The organism is Tritonibacter horizontis (assembly GCF_001518015.1).
In the GTDB taxonomy this organism is placed as follows: Bacteria; Pseudomonadota; Alphaproteobacteria; order Rhodobacterales; family Rhodobacteraceae; genus Epibacterium; species Epibacterium horizontis.
In genome coordinates this window covers 1-25,385 of sequence record NZ_LPUY01000128.1, presented here as the reverse complement: position 1 = coordinate 25,385, position 25,385 = coordinate 1, and the positions used below count along the sequence as shown (strand labels likewise).

The window sequence follows — 25,385 nt, the reverse complement described above, 5'->3', positions numbered from 1 at the left end:
ACTCTATGCTGCTTCTGCCGTCTGGAAGGCGGAGCGGGCCTCTAGTCGATCCGCGTAGGCTAAGAGGTTCGGCAGGTTTTCGAACGCCGCACCAAGGCGACGCGACATGACGACTGCGTGTCCGGTGATGGTATCCGCAATCGTGAAATCCCCGGCGAGAAAGTCACGCCCTTCCATATGATGCTCGACCGCCGCGAGCGTGCGGTTCAAAAGCTTGAGCGCGCGCGCGGCGATCTCATCATTGCGCCGTTCGGGGGGAAGCAGGATGGTTTCGACCACATAGTTGTTGATCGGTGGCATGATCATGCCCTCGGCATAGTGCAGCCATTGCAGGTATTCGGCAAAGTTCTGGGCGTCAGGTGCAGCAGCCAAGTTGGGTGCATATTTGGCCGCCAGATACTGTGCAATTGCGGTGCTTTCGCTGATCGTGATATCGCCATCAACCAGTGTGGGCACCCGGCCATTAGGATTGATCGCCGTGTAGTCCGGACCGCGCATTTCTTTCTGGCCCAATGTGAATTTCACCAGCTCATAAGGCTGACCCATTTCTTCGAGCAGCCAAACCGTGCGCACGGCGCGTGACTGGGGGGCAAAGTAGACTTTCATTTGAGGCCTCTCGAATATGCGACGGGACTTGTTGACAAGCAGGAGACTTCAACTTTAGAAGTTAGTCAATTTAAAAAAAGAAGTGACTGTTGATGAGCCGCTCTGACCTTCCGTCGCACACCTGCACCATCGCGCGCGCCGTTGCACAAGTCGGCGATGAATGGACGCTTCTGATTGTGCGGGAAATGTTCCTTGGGACCCGACGCTTTGACGATTTCCTGCGCCTCACAGGCATGTCGTCTCACCTTTTGGCGCAACGTCTAAAGAAGCTGGAAGCGGAAGGGGTGATCCGCCGCGCGCCATATTCAGAACGCCCGCCACGGCACGAATACCGCCTGACGGAAAAGGGGCGCGACCTGTGGGCGGTGATCATCGCGTTAAAGCAATGGGGCGATCGCTGGTTGGGCACGGATGACACCCCTGTGCAGATCACGCACAAGGCTTGCGGCAAGGTTGTCAGGCCCCACATGACCTGCCCAGATTGCGGCGAGCGCATAGAGGCCCACGACGCCGAAGCTCAGCTTTCGCACACTTTTGAATTGGAACGACAGGCCGCAAGGCGTGCGCCGTGACATCTATCTGAGGCAGAAACTATGGACTATAAAACACTCCGCTTTGAAATTGCCGAAAGTATCGCGACAATTACCTTGGATCGAGAGGATAGCCCTGCCAACGCATTGAACGCGCGTATGGCCGAAGAGTTGTTTGACGTCGGTGTGCGTTGCGGTGCGCCAGACGTGCGCGCCGTGATCGTGACTGCCAGCGGTAAGATGTTCTGCGGCGGTGGGGATCTTGCCGAAATGGACGCCGCCCCAGACAAACCCGCGCACCTGACTCGCATGGCCACGCTGCTGCACGCAGGGTTGATCCGACTTGCCTGGATTGACGCGCCCGTCATTATGGCCGTGAACGGCACCGCTGGTGGCGGTGGGTTCTCGATGGTTTTGTCTGGCGACTACGTGATCGCGTCTGAAAAGGCCAAGTTTGTCTCGGCCTATACGTCCTCGGGTCTGACACCGGACGGATCGTCGACCTACTACCTTGCGAAACACGTCGGGTTGCTGCGGGCAAAAGAACTGATGCTGACCAATCGGGTCCTGACGGCGACAGAGGCGCAGGATTGGGGTTTGGTCAACAAGGTGGTGCCACCCGAGACCGTAGTGGATGAGGCGCGTGCGCTCGCGCGAAACGTCGCATCCGGGCCGACGCAAGCGTTTGGCGGTGTGAAACGGCTACTGGACACGGCCTTTTCAGATGGGTTGGAAACCCAGTTGGATCGGGAAACACGGTCTATCTCCGACATGATGCGCACGCGCGATGGCCCCGCCGGGATCGCGGCCTTTCTGGCCAAGGAAACACCCCGGTTTGAGGGAAAGTGAACAAGTGCTGCAACAGCGTTTCCACCATAGACAGGGGCGGATATGACGACAGATGACGTGCAGACACCAGGCCTTCGTGCGGCCATTTTTGCGGGCTGCATGGTGGCCTTTCTGGGTTTTGGATTTGCCGCCACCTTTGGTGTTTTTCTGACGCCCATGTCGCAGGACCTTGGCTGGGGCCGCGAAGTATTTTCTCTTTCCGTTGCAATCCAACTTCTCACTTGGGGGTTTGCTCAGCCCATTGCCGGGGCAGTTGCAGACAGGTTTGGAACGGCACGGGTTCTTGCCTTTGGCGCGATATGCGCAGGGATTGGCTTTGCCCTGCGTGGCATGACGACCGACCCGACATTATTTGTTCTGACAGGCATTCTGGTCGGCGCTGGCACCGGCGCGGCCTCGTTTCCAATCGTGATCGGCGCCCTGGGCAAGATTGTCAGTGCGGAACGTAGAAGTTTCATCTTGGGTCTGGGGACCGCAGCGGCCTCGCTTGGGATGTTTGTCGCGGCACCCACGGCAACAACGATGATTGGCACAATCGGATGGCAAACCGCTCTGATCGTGATCGGATGCAGTTTTGCACTCATCCTGCCTTTCCTGATCTTCATCGCGCGCGTGGCAAAGCCAACCGCATCTGGGTCAAGCGCGAGCGATTTCGGCCACGCCTTGTCGGTTGCCTTCACCGACCGGAGTTATCTTTGCCTGTTCTTCGGCTTTTTCGTTTGCGGGTTTCACGTGGCGTTCATCCAAACCCATTTGCCCGCCTATGTCATGGATCTTGGCCTTGCCGCATCTATTGGGGCCTGGTCGCTGGCATTGATCGGCCTGTTTAACATCGCCGGGTCGTTCTTCGCGGGATGGTCGGGCCAGCATTTGTCAAAGAAAGCCGTTCTTAGCGGCATCTACTTTGCGCGCGCCGTGGTGATCTCGCTGTTTGTTCTTGTGCCGGTCACAGAGGTCAGTGTTCTGGTGTTCTCGGCCGTAATGGGCCTGCTTTGGCTTTCAACCGTGCCGTTGACGATGGGACTGGTGGCGCAGACCCAAGGATTGAAGTTCTTCTCAACCTTGGCGGGTCTTGTTTTCTTCAGTCACCAAACTGGCAGTTTCATCGGTGCTTGGCTTGGTGGTCGCATCTATGACGTTGCACAAGACTACACGCTGATGTGGTGGGCTGCTGTGGTGCTGGGCCTGTTGGCCGCTTTGATCCACCTCCCCATTCGCGAAGAGCCGGGTCCACTTGCGCGGGCTGAAGCGAGGGGGTGATGCGTGATCCGAAAGGTAGACAGACTCAGAAACTGCCTCGTCCCGCGACTGAAGCGTTGGAACCGTCTGCGGCGAAAGCACGGTTTGAAATTTGTGGCTCGGCGGGGCTTTAAATGACCGATTTTGCGACTTTGGCTGCAACGCAGCGACGTGCGTACCGCACCCGCGAAGCGATGCTGCGTCAGCAACATGCCCAAGCATCAATGTCGGGAAAGTCCCGCATAGCCACCGTTCAACATTACGTTGGCTATGTCCGGTCTACCGATAAGCGGTGCTAGTGCCGATGCAAAAAACCAGCCGAAAAGAGGGAGAGACAGGGCGGGAGGGTTGACCCCTCCCGGGTGAGAGAGTGCGCGCGGGCTTGGGGAAAACCCTCAAACCCGGAGACTGCCGATGAACGCTCACCCCCATTCCGTCCCGCTTCCGAGCCCTGCCGAGGCCCCTGACCTGCCCGCGGCCCGCGATTTTGCCCAAAACTTGATGCGGGCTGCAACCGTACTGCTTCCCCAATTCGTGGCTGGGAAACCCATCGACGCCGCCATTCTTCGTTCCGCGATGGAAGACGCTTTCGGCACGAGCGACAGCAACGGCGCCTGGGTCTGGAAGGACGCCTACGAGGCCGCCGAGGTCGCCCAGATCCTGATGCTTTTGCGCTACGGCTCGCTAATGCAGCGGCGGTCGCCCTCGCCGCACGCCTTACTCACCATGATCGACCGTCTCGCCAGTCTGGCCCCGTCCCACACGCGGCGATCCGAAGACAGCGTGCGCTTGCAACAGTTTTCCACGCCTTTGCCCCTCGCGGCAATCGTCGCGCGGGCAGCCGGGTTTCGGAACGACGACCTGGTGCTCGAGCCCTCGGCCGGCACTGGCATGCTGGCGATCTTCGCCCAGATTGCGGGTGTTCGCTTGACGCTGAATGAACTTGCCGAAACCCGCCGCGCCCTGCTGAGGGAATTGTTCCCAGAAGCTACGGTGTCGGATCACGACGCCGCCTCGATCGACGACCGGCTTGACCGGTCGATCACGCCCTCGGTCATCGTGATGAACCCGCCGTTCTCCGCCGCCAACCATGTCGAGGGCCGGTTTAGGCAGGCGACCAGTCAGCATGTGCTTTCCGCCCTGGCACGCCTCGCGCCGGGCGGGCGACTGGTCGTCATCACCGGTGAGAGTTTTTGCCCCACCACGAAAAGCTTCCGATCGACATTTCAGCGGATTGGACAAAGCGCCTATGTCGTGTTTTCCGCCGCGATCGACGGCAAGGTGTTCGCGCGGCATGGCACCACCATCGATACCCGGCTGACAGTGATCGACAAGGGCAACGTCGGCACAGAAGAGACCGCGCCGAGTCATATCGAGGCTGCCTATCATCCGATTTGCGCGACCACGGGTGAACTTCTCGCTGCGGTGCTCACCCATTGCCCTGAGCGCCGCAGCCCCCCGCCCTGCCCCACCAGTTCAGCGTTGGCTGAGCCGAGCCGCCCGACCCGCTCCAACCTCCACGCCCTGCGCAACGCCGCCCGCCAGGAAACCCGTTCCCTCGCCGAAGAACGCGCGAAGCACCCGTTCAACGACATCGAGACTACCCCGCTCGACTACCTGCCGAAAGCCTGGAGCGAACCGGACGGCGCGCTGCAGGACACGGTCTACGAGGCCTATGACCTGCAGGCGATCCGGATCGACGGAGCAGCGGAGCATCCGACACCGCTTGTGCAATCCGCCGCCATGGCCTCGGTGCCGCCGCCCGTGCCGAGCTACCGCCCCGTCCTGCCGAAGTCCCTCATCGCCGACGGCCTAATTTCCGCGCCGCAGCTCGAAAGCGTCATCTATGCGGGCAATGCGCACGAGACGCATCTCAAGGGCTGGTTCAAGCGCGGCGAGAACGAGGGCCAGTTGATGGCCGCGTCTGAGGACGACAACGGTGCCTTCCGTCTGCGCAAGGGCTGGTTCCTGGGTGATGGCACCGGCTGCGGCAAGGGGCGGCAGGTCGCGGGCATCATCCTCGACAACTGGCTGCAGGGACGCCGACGAGCGGTCTGGGTCTCAAAGAGCGACAAGCTCATCGAAGATGCGCGTCGCGACTGGATGGCGCTCGGCGGCCGCGAAAGCGATATCGTACCGCTCTCGAAGTTCCGCCAGGGCAGCGACATTCGTCTGCCCGAGGGTATCCTCTTCGTCACCTACGCCACTCTGCGCTCAGCCGAGCGTGAGAGCAAAGCCTCCCGCCTCGATCAGGTGACGTCTTGGCTCGGCGAGGGGTTCGATGGGGTCATCGCCTTCGACGAAAGCCACGCCATGGCGAATGCCGCCGGCGAAAAGTCCGACCGCGGCGACAAAAAGGCCTCCCAGCAGGGTCTTGCGGGCCTCGCGTTGCAAAACGCGGTTCCGGATGCGCGGGTGCTCTACGTCTCGGCCACCGGTGCGACGGTCGTCGGCAATCTCGCTTATGCCTCCCGCCTCGGTCTCTGGGGCACGGGTGATTTCCCCTTCGTGACGCGGGCCGAGTTCGTTGCCGCGATGGAGGCCGGGGGCATCGCCGCGATGGAGATGATCTCGCGCGACCTGAAGGCGCTCGGGCTTTATCTGGCACGCTCGCTCTCCTATGCCGGCGTCGAATACGAGATGCTGGTGCATGAGCTGACACCCGCCCAGGTCGCGATCTATGACAGCTACGCCGATGCGTATCAGATCATCCATACCAACCTTGAGGCAGCGCTGCAGGCCTCGGGCATTTCCTCCGAGACCGGCACGCTGAACGCTCAGGCGAAATCCGCCGCGCGCTCGGCCTTCGAGAGCAACAAGCAGCGCTTCTTCAACCACCTCATCACCGCCATGAAATGCCCCTCGCTGATCCGCGCGATCGAGGCGGACTTGGCGGCGGGACATTCGGCGGTGATCCAGGTGGTGTCGACCAGCGAGGCGGTGATGGAACGCCGCCTCGAAGAGATCCCGCCCTCGGAGTGGGACGATTTGCAGGTCGATTTTACGCCCCGCGAGAACATCATGGATTACCTGATGCATTCCTTCCCGACGCAGCTCTTTGAGCCCTACACGGACGAGAATGGCGATCTGCGCTCGCGCCCGGCACTCGATGGTGATGGCAACCCGATCATCTGTCGCGAGGCAGAGCGGCGGCGGGATGATCTTGTTGAGCATCTGGGTGCTCTCGCCCCGGTACAGGGCGCGCTCGACCAGATCCTGTGGCATTTCGGGGGCGCCGCGGTCGCCGAGGTCACCGGACGTAAGCGGCGCATCGTAAAAACGCGTGAGGGGCGGCTTAAGGTCGAAAACCGCCCCGCCTCCTCCAATCTGGGAGAAACGCAGGCCTTCATGGACGACGCCAAGCGCATCCTGATCTTCTCCGATGCCGGTGGCACTGGGCGCAGCTACCATGCCGATCTTGGGGCCAAGAACCAGCGCCTGCGGGTGCATTACCTCCTTGAGCCCGGCTGGAAGGCAGACAATGCGATCCAGGGGCTGGGGCGCACCAACCGCACCAACCAGGCGCAGCCGCCGCTCTTCCGCCCCGTTGCCACAGACGTGAAGGGTGAGAAGCGGTTCCTCTCCACCATCGCCCGCCGCCTCGACACGCTCGGGGCGATCACCAAGGGGCAACGCGAGACAGGTGGTCAGAACATGTTTCGCGCCGAGGACAATCTTGAGAGCCCCTACGCACGGGCGGCGCTGCGGCAGTTCTTCTACAAGCTGCGCGCAGGCAAGATCGAGGCCTGCTCTTATGCGAAATTTCAGGAGATGACTGGTCTGACGCTTGATGAGGCGGATGGCACCATGAAAGAAAACCTGCCGCCGATCCAACAGTTCCTGAATCGCTGCCTCGCGCTCCGCATCGACATGCAGGACGCGATCTTCGAGGCTTTCGGCGGGTTTCTATCGGCCATCATCGAAGACGCGCGCCAGGCAGGCACGCTCGATAACGGTCTCGAAACCTTGCGCGCGGAAAAGTTCGAGATCGTCGATCGCAAGGTGATTTTCGAGCACGAGGCGATGGGCGCAGCGGCCACCGCGCTGACCGTCGAGCGTACCGATCGAAACGATCCGCTCACCCTGTCCCGTGTCAAATCCATTTGCGCGGATACAAAAGGCGCGACGCTCTGCTGGAACAAGACTTCCAAACGCGCGGCGCTGATGGTGACCGTGCCGGCCTTCATGGACGAGGATGGTGTACCAATCCTTCGGGTGAAGCTCTTGCGGCCCATGGCGTCCGAAATCCTCGCGCGGACCGAGTTCTCGAAGTCGCACTGGGAAGAGATCGACGATGCGATGTTCGAACGGTTCTGGCAGGCCGAGGTTGACGCGGTGCCGGAGTTCACCACCTCGAAGATCACGCTGATCTGCGGGTTGCTCCTGCCGATCTGGGATCGGCTTCCCGCTGACAACATGCGCATCTACCGCCTGCAGACCGAGGATGGGGAACGCGCCATCGGCCGTCTGGTCAGCCAGGAGCAGCTTCTCAATGTCTACGCGCGGCTCGGCCTCGATTGTCAGATCGAGATGACACCGCAGGAGGTGTTCGCCGCGGTCATGGAAGCAAGAACGACCCTCAGCCTTCGCGGCGGTTATCAGCTGCGCCGCTCGCTCGTCATGGGACAGCCGAGGCTCGAACTCATCGGTGCGTCGGGCGCAGCAATGCCGAGGTTGAAGGTTATGGGCTGTTTCACCGAGGTGATCCAGTGGAAGACGCGGATGTTCATCCCGGTGGATGGCACCGACGTGCTGGCGCGGGTGCTCGCCGAGCATCCGGTTGGCGCCAGCGCCGCAGATGTCGCCGCATGAGTGCGCGGCGCAGCATCGCAGACCTCTCGGCCGATCTGGCAGACCGTGCCGAGAGTTTCTGCCGCCAGTATTTTCCCGAGGGGCGCAAGCAGGGCAATTATTGGCAGGTCGGCGACACGTCCGGTGCAAAGGGCCAGAGCCTCGCCATCCGTCTGCAGGCGCAGGGTGGTCGTAAAGCCGGGTCCTGGCAAGATTTCGCGACGGGTGAATATGGCGACCTGATCGACCTGCTGCAGGAACGGCTTGGATCGGTGACGCTCAAGGAAACGCTGAGGGAGGCTCGATCCTTCCTCGGCGAAGCCCCCTGCCCTGCCGAGTCTCGTTCTACTCGAAAGGCTGAGCGCCCGGAGGCAGCCTCCAGCAAACGCATTGCGCGGGCGCGGAAGCTCTTTGCCGCTGGCAAGCCGGTTCTCGGCACCTTGGCTGCCACCTATCTGCAGGGGCGCGGGATCACACGGCTCGGCCCGGCCCTGCGCTATCATCCGCGGGTCTTCCTGCGGCCGGGCGAGGACGACCCTGATCTGCCGCAAAGGGCCCCTGCCCTGCTCGCGAAGATCACCGACAATCGCGGCCAGATCACCGGATGCGCAAGGGTCTATCTCGACCCCTCCACCGGCGGTTTGGCCGAGATCGAGAGCCCGAAGCGGATCCTCGGACAGCTGCACGGCCATGCCATCCGCTTCTGGTCCGGCACCGGGCGTACTGATCTCATCGTCGCGGAAGGTCTCGAGAACACCCTCTCGGTCGGAACCGCCCTGCCAGAATTCGATCTCGCCTCCTGTCTCACCGCCACCCATCTCGGCTTCTTCATCCCGCCGCCGGGGATCACGCGCATCTGGATCGTGCGAGACAATGACGAGGCTGGACGTAACGCATCAACGAGATTGCGTAACCAATTGGAATCTATTGGAATTGCCTGTGGTGATCTCGTGCCGAACATGGGCGATTTCAACGACGATCTGCGGGCATTTGGCAGAGACGCGCTGCGCCGTTCCCTGCTAAAGGCCATGAAAGTACAAGGTCTGGAGATCGAGGACGACTGACCGCCAACCTCCCTGGGGATGTCCGACAGGACAAAGGTTCCGCGGGCTTGCTCTGATCCCGTTTGGATAAGGGGAGCGATGGACCGGCGGGTCGGGGCAGAGCGCCCCTCGCCCGGGCAGCAATGCGCCCCGCACCAGAAAATTCCCCTGAGCCTTCGGCTCATTCCTCGCGGGAGCAATTTTCCGGCCCTGGGCGCATTCTCCGCTGCGCTCCGATCCTGACGGATGCGGCCCGGTCGCCGCCGGTCCTGATATCGCCCCATCCAAATCGGGTCAGATCAAACAGAGGAACCAGACAATGCCCCATCAGACAGACATCCAAGAGGAGACCGGCGTGACCTCTGGCATCCTCGACCACCTGGCACTTCACGGCGCAACACCGGGACCCGGCGAGACCGATCACCGCCCCCTGCCCCAACCTGATGAGGTCGATCTCGCCATGGCGACCCTCTTCGACACCACCATCGGCCTTCTCAACGGTAGCCAGTTGGAAGACAATCTCGAAGAGATGCTCTGGTCCCTGACCTCGATCTTCCATCGCCGGCTTGCCCACATCCAGAAGCTCCTCGACGACAATGAATTCGAGGTCCGGGAAAGTCTCGCCATCCAGGACGGCTCCGAGGTCGCCTCGATCGAGCTCGAGCGCCTCCAGATGATCGGGCTCAAGCTCTGGGACCATCGTGACGCCTTCGAACAGATGCGCGATCTGGCCGTGGACCACTTCTCGGCCGCCACCGGTTCGCCTTGGCTGCCCCGCACCGGTTCACGCGTCTCGCATCGCGGCCTGACCTCCGCCGTGGTGGACAGCCGGGCCTATCTCTCGGCCAAGCGCCGCAAGGAGACCGAGGTGCACTGCCCCGAAGGCACGCGGATCGCTTTCTCGGGCGGGGACTATCAGGCTTACGATCTGATATGGTCCGTCCTCGATGCAACCCACGCCAAATACCCCGACATGGTGCTCTTGCACGGCGGTACGCCCAAGGGAGCCGAGATGATCGCGGCCCGCTGGGCAGATACCCGTGGGATCACCCAGGTGGTCTTCAAACCCGACTGGAAAAGCCACGGCAAGGCCGCCCCCTTCAAGCGCAACGACAAGATGCTCGAGACCATGCCGCAGGGCCTGATCGCCACCCCCGGTTCGGGCATCACCGAGAACATCGTCGACAAGGCCCGCAAGCTCGGGATCCGCATCAAGAGGATCGGGGCTTAGGCCCCGGTTCACGCCCCGCGCAAAAGGTCCTGCACGACAGAAGGATTCTTGGCGATCAGGGCGAGTAGAACCTGTGCAGGGCCCGTCGGGTGCCGGCGCCCGTGTTCCCAGTTCAGGAGCGTACCTTTCGCGACGCCAATGCTCTTGGCAAATTCCGCCTGGGACAGGCCTGTTCGTTGCCGGACTTCGGCGACATCGACCTCCGCCACGGAAACTTCATGCACCTTCGCGCCTTCCACATCGCCATCTGCGAAGGCCAGCGCCTCTTTCAGGCCCTTGGATACGGATTTGAATGCCCTCATTTTGCGTCGATGCTCCTTGGCCACGGCTGTTTTGCTGGGGTAGTAAGATACTTCGGCTTGAGCAACTAGCTATGGCCGTAGGTAAGATTAACCTTGCAAATCTTCCGTATCGTGGAGTAATTGCAAGGTATGTACAAACGCAAGACCCAACAATTCGTTCAGTCTTCCTTGGAGAGCCAAGCGGCTGTGGTCCTTCTCGGCCCCCGACAGGTCGGAAAGACAACACTTGCACTCGACATCGCATCAGAGCGCCCATCTGTCTATCTCGACCTTGAGCGTGAGGCGGACAGGCAAATCCTGACTGAACCAGATCTCTATCTGGACGAACAGGCGGGCAAACTCGTCATCCTCGACGAGGTGCAGCAGATGCCTGACCTCTTCAAAACTTTGCGCGGCCAGATCGATCAGCGTCGGCGGGCCGGGTTTCGGACGGGACAGTTCCTGCTATTGGGATCGGCTTCCAATATCCTCTTGCACCAAACGGCGGAATCCCTCGCCGGTCGTGTTCGATATGTTGAAATGCCCCCCTTGCAGCCTGACGAGGTGGGGGCCGATCAGTTAAACTTGCTCTGGCTGCGCGGCGGCTTTCCCGACAGCTTTCAGGCCGCGAGCGATCGGGCAAGTATGGACTGGCGTCTGGACTTCCTGCGCACCTATCTGGAGCGAGACATCCCTGCCCTCGGACCTCGGATTCCGGCAGCGACCTTGCGGCGGTTCTGGACGATGCTTGCGCATGTCCAGGGCGGCCTTCTGAACGCCGCTGCCCTTGCCGAGGGATTGGGCGTGTCCGGCCAGACCGTTGGGCGCTACCTCGATCTGCTCGTCGATCTCATGTTGGTGAGACGCCTGCAGCCCTGGCACGAGAATGTCGGCAAGCGTCTGGTGAAATCGCCAAAGGTCTATGTGAGAGACAGCGGGATCGTGCATGCGCTGTTGGGCATCGGCACGACAGAGGGCTTGCTCGGGCATCCGGTCGTCGGTGGCAGTTGGGAGGGGTTCTGTATCGAGGCGCTTCTTGCTGCCGCCCCTTTAGGCACCGAACCTTTCTTCTATCGCACTTCGGCCGGTGCTGAACTCGACTTGGTTTTGCGTTTGCCAAGCGGTGACATCTGGGCTGTTGAGATCAAACGAACGACTGCACCAAAGGTTTCGAGAGGATTTCACACAGGGGCCGAGGACATTGGAGCCAACCGAAAGCTCCTGGTCTATGCGGGTGAGCATGAGGTCCCCGTCGCGAAGGACATTCGAGCGTTACCACTGGCACATGCAATCGAGTTACTGAGCGCGCTATGACCTCGTTTTGATCTCTGGCTCAGGACACGTCCATTGGTCTGAGGATAACAGCGACACGCGAAGCATTTCAGAGCCAGGCCTGGCCATGTGTCGGGCACCAGAGCGGATGAGTGTCTAGCAACTCGATGGTATCTAGACGCCTGCATCTCCGAATGCGAACGCAAACGCCCCTGTGATGCCACGGAAGGATGGGCGAATGCTCTGCCGTTGCCATCGATTTGTGATCTGACGGCTTTGGTCTTCGAAGAGTCTTGAAGTTTGGATGGGCGAGAAGACAATCCCTACTTCTTGCGGCATCTCTCTCGTCTGTTCACCCACATTCCTTCGCGGCCACCGCGCTTCTCCCGATGTCTGAGTTGCATGACATGCTGGTCGCAGCTGTCGTCCCGTCCACAAAGGTTGTCGCCGATCTTTTTCCCCTGACCCTGCGGGTCATTCCTCGCGAGGCAAAAAGACCGGCGCCTGCCCCTCTCCGCTGCGCTTCGCCTTCGGTGTGGCCGGGCCTTGGCCAGCTGCAAGGTGACCATCATTGCAACGCAAACAAGGAGAAGAGCAATGACCACGAACTGCATCAAATTCACCAGCGCCGACATCGAAACCGCCAAGGGCGTCGGCTCCATCTCGACCCTGACCTTCGACCTCGACATCACGGTCGAACCCGTCGCGAGCACGAACCCGATGGCCCCCACGCACCGCGTCCTCGGTCGCTCCCCGCGCGGCAAGCTGGTCGAGTGCGGCGGCATCTGGAAGAAGCAGAACAAGGAGACCGGCGCCGACTACTACACGCTGACCATCCGCGACCACGGTTTCAACGCCAACCTCGGCAAGGCCGCGAACCAGGACGATCTGTCCCTGCAGGCCGTCATCCCCTGGGGTCCCAAAGACGCCGCGTGACGCAAAGAATCGGCTGGGGCAACCCAGCCGATTTCCGCTGCCTTCTATGCCCCTGAAGCGACTTGGTTATATGTTGGTCTGCCGTGATTGAAGAGTGGAACGGCAGCAAATGATCATAGTCCGTTTGTAAGGCCCGGCCGATACTGTTCGTTTTGGCACCCTAGGCTTCGAGGTACTGTCGGGCGTTTCGAGTCCTAGATCTGCATGTGTTTTGACAGCCGTGCAGTCGCATAAATTCAATATAAAACAGATGGTTACAGAGGCATCGCCGCGAGACATGACCCAATATCTGCGTCGAAGATGTCGCTATTGTCCCTATATATTGAGTCGCGGTGTTCCGTGATCGCTACAGGTTGTCGCCGCATCTAAACCGCCTAGTGCATCGAGTGGGTTCGAACCTCTGGGTGAAAATCGTTGTTAAGACTCATTTTTCCGTGTAGATGACACTTTAAAGAGCGAAATCGCTGAAAAAGCGATATTTAGAGGGCAGGCGGATGCGAGATAGGTCATTTACGGCTGATACGAAGGATCAACCCTTCGACGAGATCATCCTTCAGCAGGGAGAGTTGATTTCTGACCGTCTCAATATGTTGCGGCAGGAACAGTATCCTCCAGATGCCCAGAAAGGTCTACGTCAGTTTTCGCTGGCGGAGGTTGCCTACTATCTTGGCGTAACCCAGTCGACCATCAAGAAGCTTCACCTCGAGGGCAAAGGCCCCGAGCCTGAAACGTCGTCATCCGGAAGGCGTAGCTACTCTGCGGAGCAGATGCTCGAGCTGAGAGCTTATCTGGACAAACATGGTCGGCCCGGCAAGCGTCGATATGTGCCCTACCGACAGCCTGGCGAAGAGTTGCACGTTGTGTCTGTCGTGAACTTCAAAGGGGGCAGCGGAAAGACCACCACCGCAGCTCATCTCGCTCAGCATTTGGCGCTGAAGGGGCATCGCGTTCTTGCGATCGACTTGGATCCTCAAGCTTCGCTGACAGCTTTGCACGGTATTCAGCCTGAACTCGACAACGTGCCATCGCTCTATGAGACACTCCGGTATGATGACGAGCGCAAGCCCATCTCCGAAGTAATCCGACCGACAAACTTTCCAAATCTGGATATCGTTCCGGCAAGCCTCGAACTGCAAGAGTACGAATATGATACCCCGGTTGCACTGACGAGCAGGGACCCCCATGAGGGCCGAACCTTCTTCACTCGGATATCCAAAGCGCTCGGCGAGGTCGATGAGCGCTATGATGTGGTCGTAATCGACTGCCCCCCTCAGTTGGGCTACCTGACGCTCACCGCTCTGACGGCCTCATCTTCGGTGATTGTGACCGTCCATCCTCAGATGCTGGACGTCATGTCGATGAGCCAGTTTCTTCTGATGTTGGGCGGGATCATGAAGACGATCCGAGACGCTGGAGCAAACATGCGCCTGAAGTGGTTCCGTTACCTGGTAACGCGATTTGAACCGACGGACGGCCCCCAAAAGCAGATGGTCGGGTTCCTCCAGGCAATGTTTCCAAATCAGATGCTTTCGGCTCCGGTGTTGAAATCAACCGCGATATCCGACGCAGGGATCACGAAGCAGACGCTCTATGAAGTCGAGCGGTCGCAGTTCGTCCGGACCACCTATGATCGCGCTGTCACTTCTTTGAACGACGTGAACGACGAGATCGCAGAGCTGATCCACAAGGCTTGGGGGCGAGAATGACTGTGGTTTTGACAGCCGTGCAGAGCGCCAGTTTTGACAGCCGTGCAACTGTCGAAATGTTTGGTGCGCGTCGGTTGGATTCTGACGAAAAGGAGATTGCTTGATGGCTCGGAAAGACCTCCTGAAAAGCGTCATGAGCGGTTCCCCGGAGCAACCCAAGGATTCTGGCCGCTCTGGATACGCAATGCGCGGTGCTTCGAAGTCGATGAAAGTTTCAATCGACAGCCTCGCGGAGAACTCGAAGCGTCTCCTCGAAGGGGAAACGATTGTGGAGATCGATCCACAATTGATCGACGTGTCCTTTGTCTCGGATCGCCTCAGCGATGACGACCAGGCGTTCGATGAACTGAAGGCATCGATCGCTGCCGGCCGCCAGGACACACCAGTATTGCTTCGCCCGCATCCGGAATTAGACGGCCGCTATATGATTGTCTTCGGGCATCGCCGCGTGCGAGTTGCATCGGCGCTCAACCGTAAGGTTCGCGCTGTTGTCAAACCAATGGACGATGTGGCGCACATTCTTGCTCAAGGGCAGGAAAATACGGCGCGCGCAGATCTCTCGTTCATCGAGAAGGCGCTGTTCGCGAAGAATCTCTTGGATATGGGGCAGGCAAAGGATGTGATCCAAGCTGCGTTGACCATTGATGGGACACTGCTTTCGCGCATGCTCTCAGTGGCTCAGAACGTTCCGCGGGACGTTATCGAGCAGATTGGCCCAGCCAAGCAGATCGGACGGGATCGTTGGGAGGATTTCAAAAAGCTGGCGTTGGAGCCCGCGAATGACAAGATCCTGAAAGAAGCCTTGGAGTTTGACGGGTTTCAGCATCTCGATAGTGATGCTCGCTTCGAGTTCTTGCACAGCAAACTGGCAGAAGCCGGCAGGGCGCCGAAGCGCCGTAAAGCACGCGCTGCGCCCAAAAAACGCACCTGGACCGCCGGCAAAGGCCGCATCAAAGGCGTCATCGGGCGGTCCGGTAAGGCATTCAGTATTTCGCTAACGGCGCAAGATTCAACCGAGTTCGGGGACTTTCTCTCCGGTCGACTGGATCAGCTCTACAGCGATTTCCTCGCGACAAAAGAGGAGCAATCGGAACAATGATCTAGGCAAAAGAAAAGCCCCCAAGCAGTGTGGCCTGAGAGCTAATCTGAAAAGTTTGGTCGCTTAGAAGATACCTCTCCCACGAATCACTGTCAACGACGAACGCTTTTGAGCGAACGGCTTTCTTTTGCCTCCAACTAACCGGAGGTGAGAAACAGGCATGAAACATACAGGTTGGCGCAAGCCGACACCGGGTCTTGGGGTTGCTGAGCAACTTGCCCAAGCCGGTGAACGGGTAGCAATACCCAAAACACGGGCCTTCGTGGCACTCAAGCGCGTGGGGGCACATATCGGCCTGAAAGCCGGCGACATGATGCTCCTCGACACGCTCGGGGCCTTCACGCAGGCCCAGGATTGGGAGGAGGGGCAGCGTCCGATCGTCTGGGCGTCGAACGCTTATCTAATGGAGCAGACGGGCTTTTCGCTATCGGCCCTCAAGCGCCACGCGCGGCGTCTTGCTGAGATCGGCGTGATCTCCTTCCAGGATAGCCCCAATGGCAAGCGGTGGGGCCGCAGGGACGCTGAGGGGCGTATCGTCGAGGCCTATGGCTTCGATCTGTCACCGCTTTCCGCCCGTGTCGAGGAGTTCGAGGGACTTCATACCGAGTTGCAGGCCGAGCGCGAACTCTGCCAGCGCCTGAAGCGCCAGATCACTGTGGCGCGCCGGATGATCCGAGCCCGGATCGAGGCAGCTCTCAGCAGCGCGCTGCGTGGGCCCTGGAGGCAATTCACGGGGCTTTTCGAGGAGCTTCTCGACCGGCTACCGCGCCGACACGAAGCGTCCGAACAGCTGGTGCGCTTGCTCACATGGTTCAAGGAACTCCAGGAACGGGTTGAGGCGGCCTATCTCAAAGCGACGGGCGCGGCGAAACCTGTGGAAAACACCGGTAATAACGATACCCAAGTCACGAAGAAGACTCAAGAAATGAACCCCAGGGAGGTCATTTCCGAACCTCATATACTAATTACAAATCAACTTGATCCTGTAACTAGTAATTCCTCTGAAAAAGAGGAAGCGGCGGGTGTGGTGCCCAATGCGCCACCGGAAGAGCGGGTTGATAGGGAGCTGGAAGACTGGGTTGCCGAGGTGCGCAAGAAGCGCACAGCGCTCGACCTGCCGACAATCATGCAGGCCTGTCCGGAATTCGCGTCCTGGGCGCGGAATTTGGGTGGATTCCTCAAGGATTGGGGCGATCTGCACCGGGTTGCCGGTCAACTCAGGCCGATGATCGGGATCTCTGAGCATGCCTGGAACGTGGCGCAGGACCGAATGGGCACCCAGGTGGCCACGGCCGCGTTTGCCCTCGTCTTTGAGAAGCACAGTGCGGGCGAGGTTGCCTCGCCGGGCGGCTATCTGCGGGGCATGGTAGAGAAAGCCGGGGCAGGGGAGCTGCATCTCGAGCGCAGCTTCTATGGTAGGCTCAGTGGGCAGGCGGCGTGATAGGGCAGAGGCTCAGAGACCGGCGGCTTTGGTCAGGTTTACCCGGAACCTGTCGCGGCGCCGCTGATAGCGGCGGGTCATCTCGGCCGAGGCGTGGCCGAGTTGTTTCTGGACATAGCGCTCATCGACCTCTGCGGAACTGGCCAGACCGGCGCGCAGTGAGTGACCGGAAAAGAGCGTGAGCCGTTCTTTCTCGGGCAGGTCTGACCGGATACCGGCGTCGAGCACGGTGCGCTTGATCAGGCGTGCAACGTGTTTGTCGTTCAGCCGGGTATTCATTGCCTTCATGCCATCCCGCGAGGTGCCGACGAAGACTGGACCGAAGTCGATCTTTGCGAAGTGCAACCATTGCTCAAGCGCATGTACGGGGCAGGTTTGATCCTTGTACCCGCGGCCGATCTCGACCTCACGCCAGCCAGTCTTGGCATTGAGGGTGAGCAGGGCGCCCTTGTCGAAGATATCGATCCAACCGCCGGAATCCGGTGTGTCGTCTTTGTGCACGTCGAGGCTGACGATTTCCGACCGACGTAGCCCACCCGCATAGCCGAGGAGCAAGATGGCCCGATCCCGCAGCCCGCGCAGGTCGAAAGGAAGGGTGGCCACCATCGCGAGGATGTCCTCGGCCAGGATCGCTGCCTTTTGTACCGGTGGACGGGCGTGTTTGCGTTTGATCCCTGCCAGCACGGTGGCGATGTGACGGTTCTTGCGATCAAGTGTGAACCCGCGCTGCGCATAGTTCCAGGCAAGGCCCGACAGGCGGCGGTCGATGGTACTGACCGATAGGGCAGGGGCGGGGCCCGCTCCGGACGCCAGGTCCGCAAGGTAGAGCCCAATCATCTCGGGTGATGGCGGCAGCGGCTCCGCGCCCTTCATCCGGCACCAGCGTGCAAAATGTGCCCAGTCCTTTGCATATGCCTTCAATGTATTGTCCGAGGCCGCGGCGCGGGCATAGTCGCGTGCGGTGTCCACCAGCCAATCGAGCGTGCCTGAACCAGCCACAAAGGAAGGAAGGCTCAAAGCCTCGCTGCTGGGATGATCTCTCTCGTTGTCCTCGCTGACCGAAGGCCCATTTGGCGGCTTTGAGATCGATTTCTCGTTGTTTTCCGACATGTCGCTGAGCATATCTATTCATGTCCGATAATGTAAACTTATTGGACGTAAATGAGAATGGCAAGGTGAGGCGGTTAAAGCGCTATTTTCTGGTATAAAGCGCCGCGCAAGTGTAGGCTTTGGTCATGACATTTGCCCGTCCGGATCACATTAGCGACTTTGATACGTTACCCCGGATGTCTGCCTGGGTCACCTCTGCACGCGCTGAAGCCCTTGAAGATGTTGCGTTTTTGTCGGGCGCGGCGCTGAACCACCTGCATCTTGTGTTGGGACGCGAGGAAGTGCCCCAAGCCTTGTTGCGGGATCGGCTCGCGCTGCGTGCCGCAGAGGCTTGTGTCGCGTTTTCCGGACGGTCGGAGCGGGCAGGGGAGTTGCGTGATGCGGTGCTCCTGATGCGCCCGGGCGATCTTCCCGGACCAGCCGGAGAAACCTACCTGGCTTGGCGGCGTGCTGCAGAGCGGCCGGTGTCGATCAAGGCTCTCGGTCGTGCTTTGCCGAGCCTCGACCCGCGCCAGATTGCTGCATGGCTTGATGCGGGGAAAGGGGCGCCGGTGAGCCGTGCCGCGATGGTTCTGGAGACGGTCCTGACGGAGGCGCCCCGTGCCGAGGTGCCCGCGCTGGTCTTCGCGGATGCCGTGCTCGCGCAGACGCTCGGTTGGGATCATCTTGTGCCGCTGCTGGCCACGGGACTGAAACGCGCGGACTTGCGCAAGCATGGGGACGACTTGCGCCTGGCCAGTCATCGCGCGCTCGTCTCGTCGGTGGTCGAAGCGGTGCGCCTCGCAATAGATCTCGCGCGTCGGGCGGCGCATCTGAACGCGGTCGCACCCAAGCTGCGGGCCAAGGGGGCGGGCGACGCGGTCGAAATGTTCCTGACCCACGATGCGGTTGCGCCATCGGCCTTGCCTTTGCCGGATCGCGCCGCGCGGCGGCTGTGTGACCGGCTGGTCGATCTCGGCGTGGTGCGCGAATTGACCGGGCGCGACACGTTCCGGCTATACGGGGTGTAGCAATGGCAAAGGATCGCCCTGAGACGGAGCTTGATCGCGAGTTGACCGACCTGCCGCCCGATCTGCGCTGGCGGGAATGGATGCGCCGGATCGAGGCAGTTCTCTTCGCCTCTGCATCCCCTGTGCCGCGCGAAGATCTCGCCCGCGTGGTGGGGCAGGGGGCGTCGGTTGATCTGCTCGTCGAGGACCTCGCCGCCGATCTGGAGGGGCGGGCCTTCGAGATCGCCGAGGTCGCCGGCGGCTGGATGTTCCGGACGCGGCCCGTCTATGCGTCCGCGATCCGCGCTGCGGCAGATGTCGGTGACAAATTGCTGGACTTGAATGAATTCGACGTCGCGGTCCTCGCGGCCATCGCTTACCACCAGCCGATCACCCGCGACGGGCTCAAGGATATCTTCGGCAAGGAGATCAGCCGCGACCTGATCGGTCGGCTGCATGCGCGCGAGTTGATCGGGACGGGACCGCGGTCCCCTCGGCGAGGGGCGCCCTATACCTTCGTGACCACCGAGCAGTTCTTGGTCGTCTTCGGGATGGAAAGTCTGCGCGATCTTCCAGATCGTGAGCAGTTGGCGGATGCGGGTGTCGTGGGCGAAGCGCCACAAATCGATTACGGGTAACGAGATGCCGATGCTGAGCGTGAAGTCCACCGTTCGGCCTATCGTTTCATTTGCCATGTAACGATTCATCTGCGCGCCAAGAAAGCCGCACGATTACAATGTGATAATCGTTTCAGGATTTCCAAACGAAGCCTCATGCATCTATTGGCGACAGGGTATTCCCTCCTCGTCGTCGTGGGCGGGAAGAAGCCATTCGCTGCACTGGTATCGTTTCACTTGATTTGTTAGTTAAGCAGACATTCTCAGGAGGATAGGATGTGCATCGGCAGTGGCCCCTCCTTATTGTGGACTAGGCTGACTTTCTCATCCAATTGCAGGTCTGGTAGTGTAGACTTATTAACAAAATAGTTGGTGGGGTTGTGACATGAAAAGGCTTGGAAATCTGTCACCTCCGGATTTTGAGGATCTGTGTCGTGATATCCTGCAAGCTGAAACCGGTCAGCGCTTTTCTGCGTTTGGCGCGGGCGCTGATGGCGGTGTCGATGGCAGGCATTCCAAGGGTCCTAAGTCGACCATTCTTCAGTGCAAGCATTATCTGAATTCAACGTTTTCTCAGTTGAAGTCGGCTTTGAAAAAGGAAGTGCCGAAGATCGATCTTCTGAAACCAAGTCGTTACATTTTCTTGACGTCTCAATCTTTGACACCTGCACTTAGCGACGAACTGGCAGATGTGTTAGGTGATCGCCTAAAAAGTCCGGAAGACATTTGGGGAGCGGAAGACATTGAGGCCGCGCTGAAGCGTCACCCCGACATTGAAAAGGCACATCTGAAACTCTGGATGACCAGTACGGCAGTTTTGGAGAAAGTGCTGCAGTCAGGTCTTGAGGCCCACACGGCAGCGACCAAAGCTGAAATTTTGGGCGAGTTGCGAGTCTATGTTCGTAACCCAAGTTTTGACGCCGCGTTTGAAAAGCTCGAACGACATCGCGTCCTCGTTGTGTCTGGCCCGCCAGGGGTGGGGAAGACCACGCTGGCCAAAATGCTCACCTATCACTATCTCAATGACGATTGGCAATTTTGCGCGATAAGATCTCTCGACGATGGCTTTGCCAAACTCGATGAGGAAAAGCGAACCATCTTCTTCTTTGACGATTTTCTCGGTCAGATTGAGCTCGATCGCCAAGCGCTTGTTCAACGGGATGGGCAACTGGCGAGATTTGTGAAACGGGTTAGAGCTTCGAAAAACTCTCGTTTCATTCTTACGACGCGGGCCCACATTTTTGAGGAAGCACGACGGCTTTCAGATCATATGGATGAGGGCCGCTTCCAGCTTTCAAAATTTTTGCTGGATGTTGGCCAATATAATCGCTCAATCAAGGCGCGTATCTTATTCAACCATCTTGCAGCGTCAGATTTGAATGGTGACCATATAAAAGCTCTGCTTCAGGATGATTGGCTCAAGAAGATCGTCGACCACCCAAACTACAATCCGCGCCTTATTGCGCATGTTGCTGCGGAGTGTCCTGAGGACTTGGAACCATCCGCCTATCCAAAGTTTGCCTTTAAGATCCTAGAGAATCCATCGCTGCTCTGGGCCAAGGCATACCGCAGTCTCAGTATGCGCTGCCAGAATCTGCTTGTGGCTCTCTACTTTGGCAATCAGTATCGCCAATCCATCAAGGTTCTGCGGGAAAACTTCAACGCGATACATAATAAGATTTGCGAACACTATTCACAGCCGTCAAAGCCAGAGGACTTCGAAGAAGCTCTTAAATCACTCGAGTCTGGTTTTGTTGCTATATCCGGGAACCGGGTACGGTTTGTGAACCCATCAGTCCGCGACTTTCTAAAAGAGCATTTAACTGATGGAGACTTTCTGGGCCTGCTCCCAACTCTTTGTGTTCGAGCTGAATGGGCTCAGAATCTGTGGAGCCACATGAAGCATGCGTTCCAGACCGAACCCGATAAACTGAAAACACTGGCGCAAAAATTCTGCGAGTTCGCGAACAAACTGGACCAAATTCCCAACTTCGCAAAGGTGAAGTCGGAGCAGTACAATTATTGGTACCGCGAACTCGATGACCTCGCTATAGCAGATCGCGGATCTCTTCTGCTCGATCTGTTTGAGCACTCTGGCCACCGTGATTTTCTCGATGCCGCAATCTCAGTTTTGAAGAGCGATATCCTTGAGGTAGATGCGTCACGAGATTCCAGAGAATTGCCAGAGCTTCATTGGAGGATTTCAAGCTTTGTCGATGATGATGTTGACGGCAAAGAAGAACTGCTAACAGCAGTTAAAGCCGTTCTGATGACGGCAATCGAAACCGGCGTTCCGATGGACGAGTTGGTCGCCGTGAATGACGCCATAGCCGAGTACTTTGGTGACGCTATTGATCTCAGACCCATCGAGGACGCGATCAACTCCGCGATTGACTATGAGTTTGATGAGATTTCAGAAAGAATCTCTGACCTTTCTTCCGAAAGTGAGCTGAATGAGCACCTAGAGATGCTGGAGTTCATTGCGCAGCACACTGGTCGCAGTGCTGAAACTGCGAAAAGGGTGGTGCAAGAAAAAATCAGTGAAATTGAGGTGCCTGATTATGATGAATACCAACCGAGTTCTCGCGGGCAAAATAGTAACCCCGACGCAGAGTTTTCCGACAAAGACCTCGTAAGCTTGTTTTCGACTTTTTCTAAATAATTCTCTTGCTCCGACGATTCTGCGTTTTCTTGTAACGGCCACTTGGCTTAGCTTGTGGCGAACCTACAGCGGCGCATCGCTGTTCGGCATTCATAAGGACAATAGTTAAATGGCGTTTGAGGAGCTCATTACTTGGTCAAATCAAGAAGTACGGCCCGATTGGCAAAAGGATGCGCTTCGGCGACTGGCGACAACAGGCGAGTTGAGCAAGGAAGACTTGTCGGACCTACGGAGGCTTATTGAGAAGGCAACCGAACTGATCGACGACGAAGTCGCTGCGGTTACTCCCCTAGCTGCAGAGCACCTATCTGATCCGGCAGCCGACGCCCCACGCACAATTCTTGGTGCGATTGGACCTGTCCGTCGGGTAGACCGATTAGCAAGCGACCAGCCTCCGATCAAATTCGCGAAAAATGGGATGACACTTGTTTACGGTGCCAATGCATCAGGTAAGAGCGGCTACTGTCGAATAGCCAAACAGCTTTGCAGGTCTCTCAGTCCTCAGGACCTCAAAGGAAATGTTTATGAGGCCGCCGCAGCCGACCCTCCAGAAGTTGACCTTGCGTTCGGCATGGAAGGCGACGAACCCGCGCGCCAAGAGACAACCTGGCGACACGGCGATCCGCCTCCGGCAGAATTAGCAAGGATATCCGTATTCGATACGGCGACAGCGCGCGTTTACGTAGACAAGGACCGCAAGGTTGAATTCTTACCATATGAGCTCGATCTTTTGAACAAGCTCGCTCTGGCAGCAAAGGCGCTGGACGGTGATTTTGAGGTTCGAGAAAACGGGATAGATGTGGCGATCCGTGCGCCACTGCCTGCTGGTTATACGGATGGCACCGCTGTCTCGCAGGCTCTTGCAAAACTCGTCCCTGAAACAGAGCTAGCCTATCTTCCCGATGAAGCGGACCTGCGCGCGCTCACCGTATGGAATGATGAAAAGGAGGCCGCTCTCCAGAGCGTCAGCGATGAAATTCGCGATGATCCTAAGGTGCGGCTGCGGTCTCACAGATCGGCGAAGCAGGAGCTAGAGAATATAAAGACCGAGCTTTCCGGTCACCTTGGACTTCTTGCCGATGATGGCATCGCTAAGATCAAAGATGCCCACACCGATATGACGACAAAGGCCGAGGCGGCCAAGGCAGCAGCCCAAGGTCTGGGAGAAGGGATGCCGATCCCGGAAATCGGTTCGGAATCCTGGCGAAAGATGCTGATCTATGCCCGCGACTTTGCCGGTGAAGCTTTCCCTGTGCGCGATGACCCCAAGCTGGCCACTGGCGAAGCCTGCGTCCTCTGCCAGCAACCCTTGGAGGATGACGCGGCATCACGGATGGCCAAGTTCGATGAGTATATTTCTGGGCGCACTGCCAACGACAGTCAGAAAGCCACAAACGACTACGAGGTGCTTGTTGCTTCCATCAATGCCCTCCGCCTTGGCACAGCGGAACAAACCAAAGCGCTTCTGGGCGTTTATGGCGGGTTGAGCGATGACCATCAGGCTTTTGTCGATGAGATTGCGCTTGGCTACAGTGTTCTTGCTAAGCGTCTTGAGGCGGTGAAGGCGATGATCGAAGCGGGCACTTTTGATGGGGCGGATACTCTAGAAGCTGTCCAAGCCGATCTCACCCAAAAGATCGATGCAGCGCTGGAAGAACTGCAGACGGAGATCGATGCTCTGAAAAATGCAGATGCCGATGAAGAGCGTATGAAAACGCTCGCATCCCAAGAGGCGGAGCTCAAAGATGAAAAGAAGTTGAGTGAGGACATCGAAACTATGGTCGCCCGGCTCAAGCAGCTCGTGGAGCGACTCAAGATCAAGGAGGCGCGCAAGCTGTGTTTGTCAGGCCCCATTGCGCGCCAGCTCACGGCCCGTCGCCGTGTCATTTTGACCAAGAGCCTGAAAACGCAGCTCACAAAAGAACTGGATACTCTCAAGCTCTCGCATATTCCCATCGATCTTTCAGACCGCAGTGCGGGCCCAGACAGTGTTATTGAAGTTGGCCTGACTGCTCATCAGCGTGTGGCGAACAACAGCGATGTGCTCAGCGAGGGTGAGCAGAGAGCGCTCGCGTTGTCATGTTTCCTAGCCGAACTGATCGAGGTTGGTGCCGAACACGGCATTATAGTCGATGATCCGGTTTCCTCTCTGGATCACTCCCGAATGGAAGCTGTGGCAAAGCGGCTTGTGGCTGAGGCCATGGCTGGGCGCCAGGTCATCATCTTTACGCACAATATCATGTTTCATTACATGATCGAGAATGAGGCGCGACGTGCCAATATTCCCTGCCATACCGAATGGATGTCGAGTCTAGGTGGAACCAAGTTCGGGATTATTGATGACTCGGGTAAGCCGAACCATACCAAGAAGGCAAAGCAGCGTATCGGCGAACTCAACGAAGCTAAAACCAAATTGTACAAGGACGGTTATGATCCGGTGGTTCAGGAATTTCGCGATTCACTCGTAGCCGTCTATACTCTGATGCGCGAGACTTGGGAGCGGATTGTTGAAGAAATCCTATTCAACGGTACCATCCAGCGTTTCCAGCCAGGTGTAATGACCCAAAGTCTTAAACATGCCTGCTATCATCCTTCAGATGATTACCCGGCGATATTCGAGGGAATGAAGCGATGCTCGCATTACTCCGGGCACGATAGGGCTGCAGACTTGCCGCAAGACCTGCCAACTAAAGTCGACATCGATGCAGACTTTCATGCTTTGAGAAATTTTTACGAGAAGGTCTCAGAGCGAAAAGCCATTCTTGAGAAAGGGCATCAGTATGAGAAAGGTCCAGTGCCAGAGTTCCTTTGATGTTGCGTCAGTAGGCTAAGTTGGTTCATCCCAATCGTTCGATAGAGAGTATTGCTGCGAGTTGCACCAATGTCAGCTTCCGGGGGCCTAATTGTGGGGCGCTGAATGTCCGCAGAGGGCCGTTCTTGTCGCTTGGTCGATGTGGGCCTTACAACGCGAACCCAATTGGTC

The 25,385-nt window shown here is 58.5% G+C and carries 18 protein-coding genes; 15 read left to right on the top strand and 3 right to left on the bottom strand.

Going from position 1 to position 25,385, the window contains the following annotated elements; all coding sequences use genetic code 11:
• Positions 1-3 precede the first annotated feature (3 nt).
• Entirely contained in the window at positions 4-606 is a 603-nt protein-coding gene (locus TRIHO_RS20475) for a glutathione S-transferase family protein (protein WP_009808047.1), read from the bottom strand.
• A 92-nt stretch (positions 607-698) separates the two neighbouring features.
• On the opposite strand from TRIHO_RS20475, the gene TRIHO_RS20470 reads away from it, so the two are divergent.
• The 6 genes from TRIHO_RS20470 (at position 699) to TRIHO_RS20445 (ending at position 10,289) form a co-directional block, all read left to right on the top strand.
• Positions 699-1,178 (top strand): winged helix-turn-helix transcriptional regulator, encoded by a 480-nt coding sequence (locus TRIHO_RS20470; protein WP_068248240.1) that lies wholly within the window; start codon positions 699-701, stop codon positions 1,176-1,178.
• Positions 1,179-1,199: 21 nt separating this feature from the next.
• Positions 1,200-1,985, top strand: coding sequence for an enoyl-CoA hydratase/isomerase family protein (locus TRIHO_RS20465; protein WP_068248237.1), 786 nt, complete (start codon positions 1,200-1,202; stop codon positions 1,983-1,985).
• 42 nt (positions 1,986-2,027) lie between these two features.
• A complete protein-coding gene (locus tag TRIHO_RS20460) occupies positions 2,028-3,245 on the top strand; it encodes an MFS transporter (protein ID WP_068248234.1) in 1,218 nt (405 codons plus the stop codon).
• Positions 3,246-3,638: 393 nt separating this feature from the next.
• Positions 3,639-8,036: a strawberry notch-like NTP hydrolase domain-containing protein gene (locus tag TRIHO_RS20455; protein ID WP_068248233.1), complete on the top strand. Its 4,398-nt coding sequence runs from the start codon at positions 3,639-3,641 to the stop codon at positions 8,034-8,036.
• Positions 8,033-9,079: a DUF7146 domain-containing protein gene (locus TRIHO_RS20450; RefSeq protein ID WP_068248232.1), complete on the top strand. Its 1,047-nt coding sequence runs from the start codon at positions 8,033-8,035 to the stop codon at positions 9,077-9,079. Before TRIHO_RS20455 ends, TRIHO_RS20450 begins: the two co-directional genes overlap by 4 nt.
• Positions 9,080-9,377: 298 nt before the next feature.
• Complete coding sequence (locus tag TRIHO_RS20445; RefSeq protein ID WP_068248229.1) at positions 9,378-10,289, top strand: DUF2493 domain-containing protein; 912 nt, start codon at positions 9,378-9,380, stop codon at positions 10,287-10,289.
• Positions 10,290-10,297: 8 nt separating this feature from the next.
• Here TRIHO_RS20445 and TRIHO_RS20440 read toward each other — a convergent pair whose 3' ends face one another.
• A complete protein-coding gene (locus TRIHO_RS20440) occupies positions 10,298-10,591 on the bottom strand; it encodes a helix-turn-helix domain-containing protein (RefSeq protein ID WP_068248228.1) in 294 nt (97 codons plus the stop codon).
• A gap of 129 nt (positions 10,592-10,720) precedes the next feature.
• Between TRIHO_RS20440 and TRIHO_RS20435 the strand changes: the two genes are divergently transcribed.
• The 5 genes from TRIHO_RS20435 to repC all read left to right on the top strand — a co-directional run bounded on the left by TRIHO_RS20435 (position 10,721) and on the right by repC (position 17,024).
• Positions 10,721-11,884 (top strand): ATP-binding protein, encoded by a 1,164-nt coding sequence (locus tag TRIHO_RS20435; protein WP_068248227.1) that lies wholly within the window; start codon positions 10,721-10,723, stop codon positions 11,882-11,884.
• A gap of 555 nt (positions 11,885-12,439) precedes the next feature.
• Positions 12,440-12,778, top strand: a complete 339-nt coding sequence (locus TRIHO_RS20430) for a DUF736 domain-containing protein (protein ID WP_017470241.1) — start codon at positions 12,440-12,442, stop codon at positions 12,776-12,778.
• A 494-nt stretch (positions 12,779-13,272) separates the two neighbouring features.
• Entirely contained in the window at positions 13,273-14,484 is a 1,212-nt protein-coding gene (gene repA / locus TRIHO_RS20425) for a plasmid partitioning protein RepA (protein ID WP_068248223.1), read from the top strand.
• A 103-nt stretch (positions 14,485-14,587) separates the two neighbouring features.
• Entirely contained in the window at positions 14,588-15,583 is a 996-nt protein-coding gene (gene repB / locus TRIHO_RS20420) for a plasmid partitioning protein RepB (protein WP_068248219.1), read from the top strand.
• 160 nt (positions 15,584-15,743) lie between these two features.
• Entirely contained in the window at positions 15,744-17,024 is a 1,281-nt protein-coding gene (gene repC, locus TRIHO_RS20415) for a plasmid replication protein RepC (RefSeq protein WP_082705257.1), read from the top strand.
• Positions 17,025-17,036: 12 nt separating this feature from the next.
• On the opposite strand, the gene TRIHO_RS20410 is transcribed toward repC, so the two are convergent.
• Positions 17,037-18,146, bottom strand: a complete 1,110-nt coding sequence (locus tag TRIHO_RS20410; RefSeq protein WP_102875841.1) for a tyrosine-type recombinase/integrase — start codon at positions 18,144-18,146, stop codon at positions 17,037-17,039.
• 113 nt (positions 18,147-18,259) lie between these two features.
• On the opposite strand from TRIHO_RS20410, the gene TRIHO_RS20405 reads away from it, so the two are divergent.
• The 4 genes from TRIHO_RS20405 (at position 18,260) to TRIHO_RS20390 (ending at position 25,214) form a co-directional block, all read left to right on the top strand.
• Complete coding sequence (locus TRIHO_RS20405; RefSeq protein ID WP_068248215.1) at positions 18,260-19,144, top strand: DUF1403 family protein; 885 nt, start codon at positions 18,260-18,262, stop codon at positions 19,142-19,144.
• A 2-nt stretch (positions 19,145-19,146) separates the two neighbouring features.
• Positions 19,147-19,761: an SMC-Scp complex subunit ScpB gene (gene scpB / locus TRIHO_RS20400; protein ID WP_068248212.1), complete on the top strand. Its 615-nt coding sequence runs from the start codon at positions 19,147-19,149 to the stop codon at positions 19,759-19,761.
• A gap of 364 nt (positions 19,762-20,125) precedes the next feature.
• Entirely contained in the window at positions 20,126-22,402 is a 2,277-nt protein-coding gene (locus TRIHO_RS20395; RefSeq protein WP_082705256.1) for an nSTAND3 domain-containing NTPase, read from the top strand.
• A 109-nt stretch (positions 22,403-22,511) separates the two neighbouring features.
• Complete coding sequence (locus TRIHO_RS20390; protein WP_068248204.1) at positions 22,512-25,214, top strand: AAA family ATPase; 2,703 nt, start codon at positions 22,512-22,514, stop codon at positions 25,212-25,214.
• Positions 25,215-25,385: the final 171 nt, after the last annotated feature.

Coding starts and splice junctions, on each gene's coding strand:
- TRIHO_RS20475 (WP_009808047.1), bottom strand. CDS start 606: ATGAAAGTCTACTTTGCCCCCCAGTCACGCGCCGTGCGCACGGTTTGG.
- TRIHO_RS20470 (WP_068248240.1), top strand. CDS start 699: ATGAGCCGCTCTGACCTTCCGTCGCACACCTGCACCATCGCGCGCGCC.
- TRIHO_RS20465 (WP_068248237.1), top strand. CDS start 1,200: ATGGACTATAAAACACTCCGCTTTGAAATTGCCGAAAGTATCGCGACA.
- TRIHO_RS20460 (WP_068248234.1), top strand. CDS start 2,028: ATGACGACAGATGACGTGCAGACACCAGGCCTTCGTGCGGCCATTTTT.
- TRIHO_RS20455 (WP_068248233.1), top strand. CDS start 3,639: ATGAACGCTCACCCCCATTCCGTCCCGCTTCCGAGCCCTGCCGAGGCC.
- TRIHO_RS20450 (WP_068248232.1), top strand. CDS start 8,033: ATGAGTGCGCGGCGCAGCATCGCAGACCTCTCGGCCGATCTGGCAGAC.
- TRIHO_RS20445 (WP_068248229.1), top strand. CDS start 9,378: ATGCCCCATCAGACAGACATCCAAGAGGAGACCGGCGTGACCTCTGGC.
- TRIHO_RS20440 (WP_068248228.1), bottom strand. CDS start 10,591: ATGAGGGCATTCAAATCCGTATCCAAGGGCCTGAAAGAGGCGCTGGCC.
- TRIHO_RS20435 (WP_068248227.1), top strand. CDS start 10,721: ATGTACAAACGCAAGACCCAACAATTCGTTCAGTCTTCCTTGGAGAGC.
- TRIHO_RS20430 (WP_017470241.1), top strand. CDS start 12,440: ATGACCACGAACTGCATCAAATTCACCAGCGCCGACATCGAAACCGCC.
- repA (WP_068248223.1), top strand. CDS start 13,273: ATGCGAGATAGGTCATTTACGGCTGATACGAAGGATCAACCCTTCGAC.
- repB (WP_068248219.1), top strand. CDS start 14,588: ATGGCTCGGAAAGACCTCCTGAAAAGCGTCATGAGCGGTTCCCCGGAG.
- repC (WP_082705257.1), top strand. CDS start 15,744: ATGAAACATACAGGTTGGCGCAAGCCGACACCGGGTCTTGGGGTTGCT.
- TRIHO_RS20410 (WP_102875841.1), bottom strand. CDS start 18,146: ATGCTCAGCGACATGTCGGAAAACAACGAGAAATCGATCTCAAAGCCG.
- TRIHO_RS20405 (WP_068248215.1), top strand. CDS start 18,260: ATGACATTTGCCCGTCCGGATCACATTAGCGACTTTGATACGTTACCC.
- scpB (WP_068248212.1), top strand. CDS start 19,147: ATGGCAAAGGATCGCCCTGAGACGGAGCTTGATCGCGAGTTGACCGAC.
- TRIHO_RS20395 (WP_082705256.1), top strand. CDS start 20,126: ATGAAAAGGCTTGGAAATCTGTCACCTCCGGATTTTGAGGATCTGTGT.
- TRIHO_RS20390 (WP_068248204.1), top strand. CDS start 22,512: ATGGCGTTTGAGGAGCTCATTACTTGGTCAAATCAAGAAGTACGGCCC.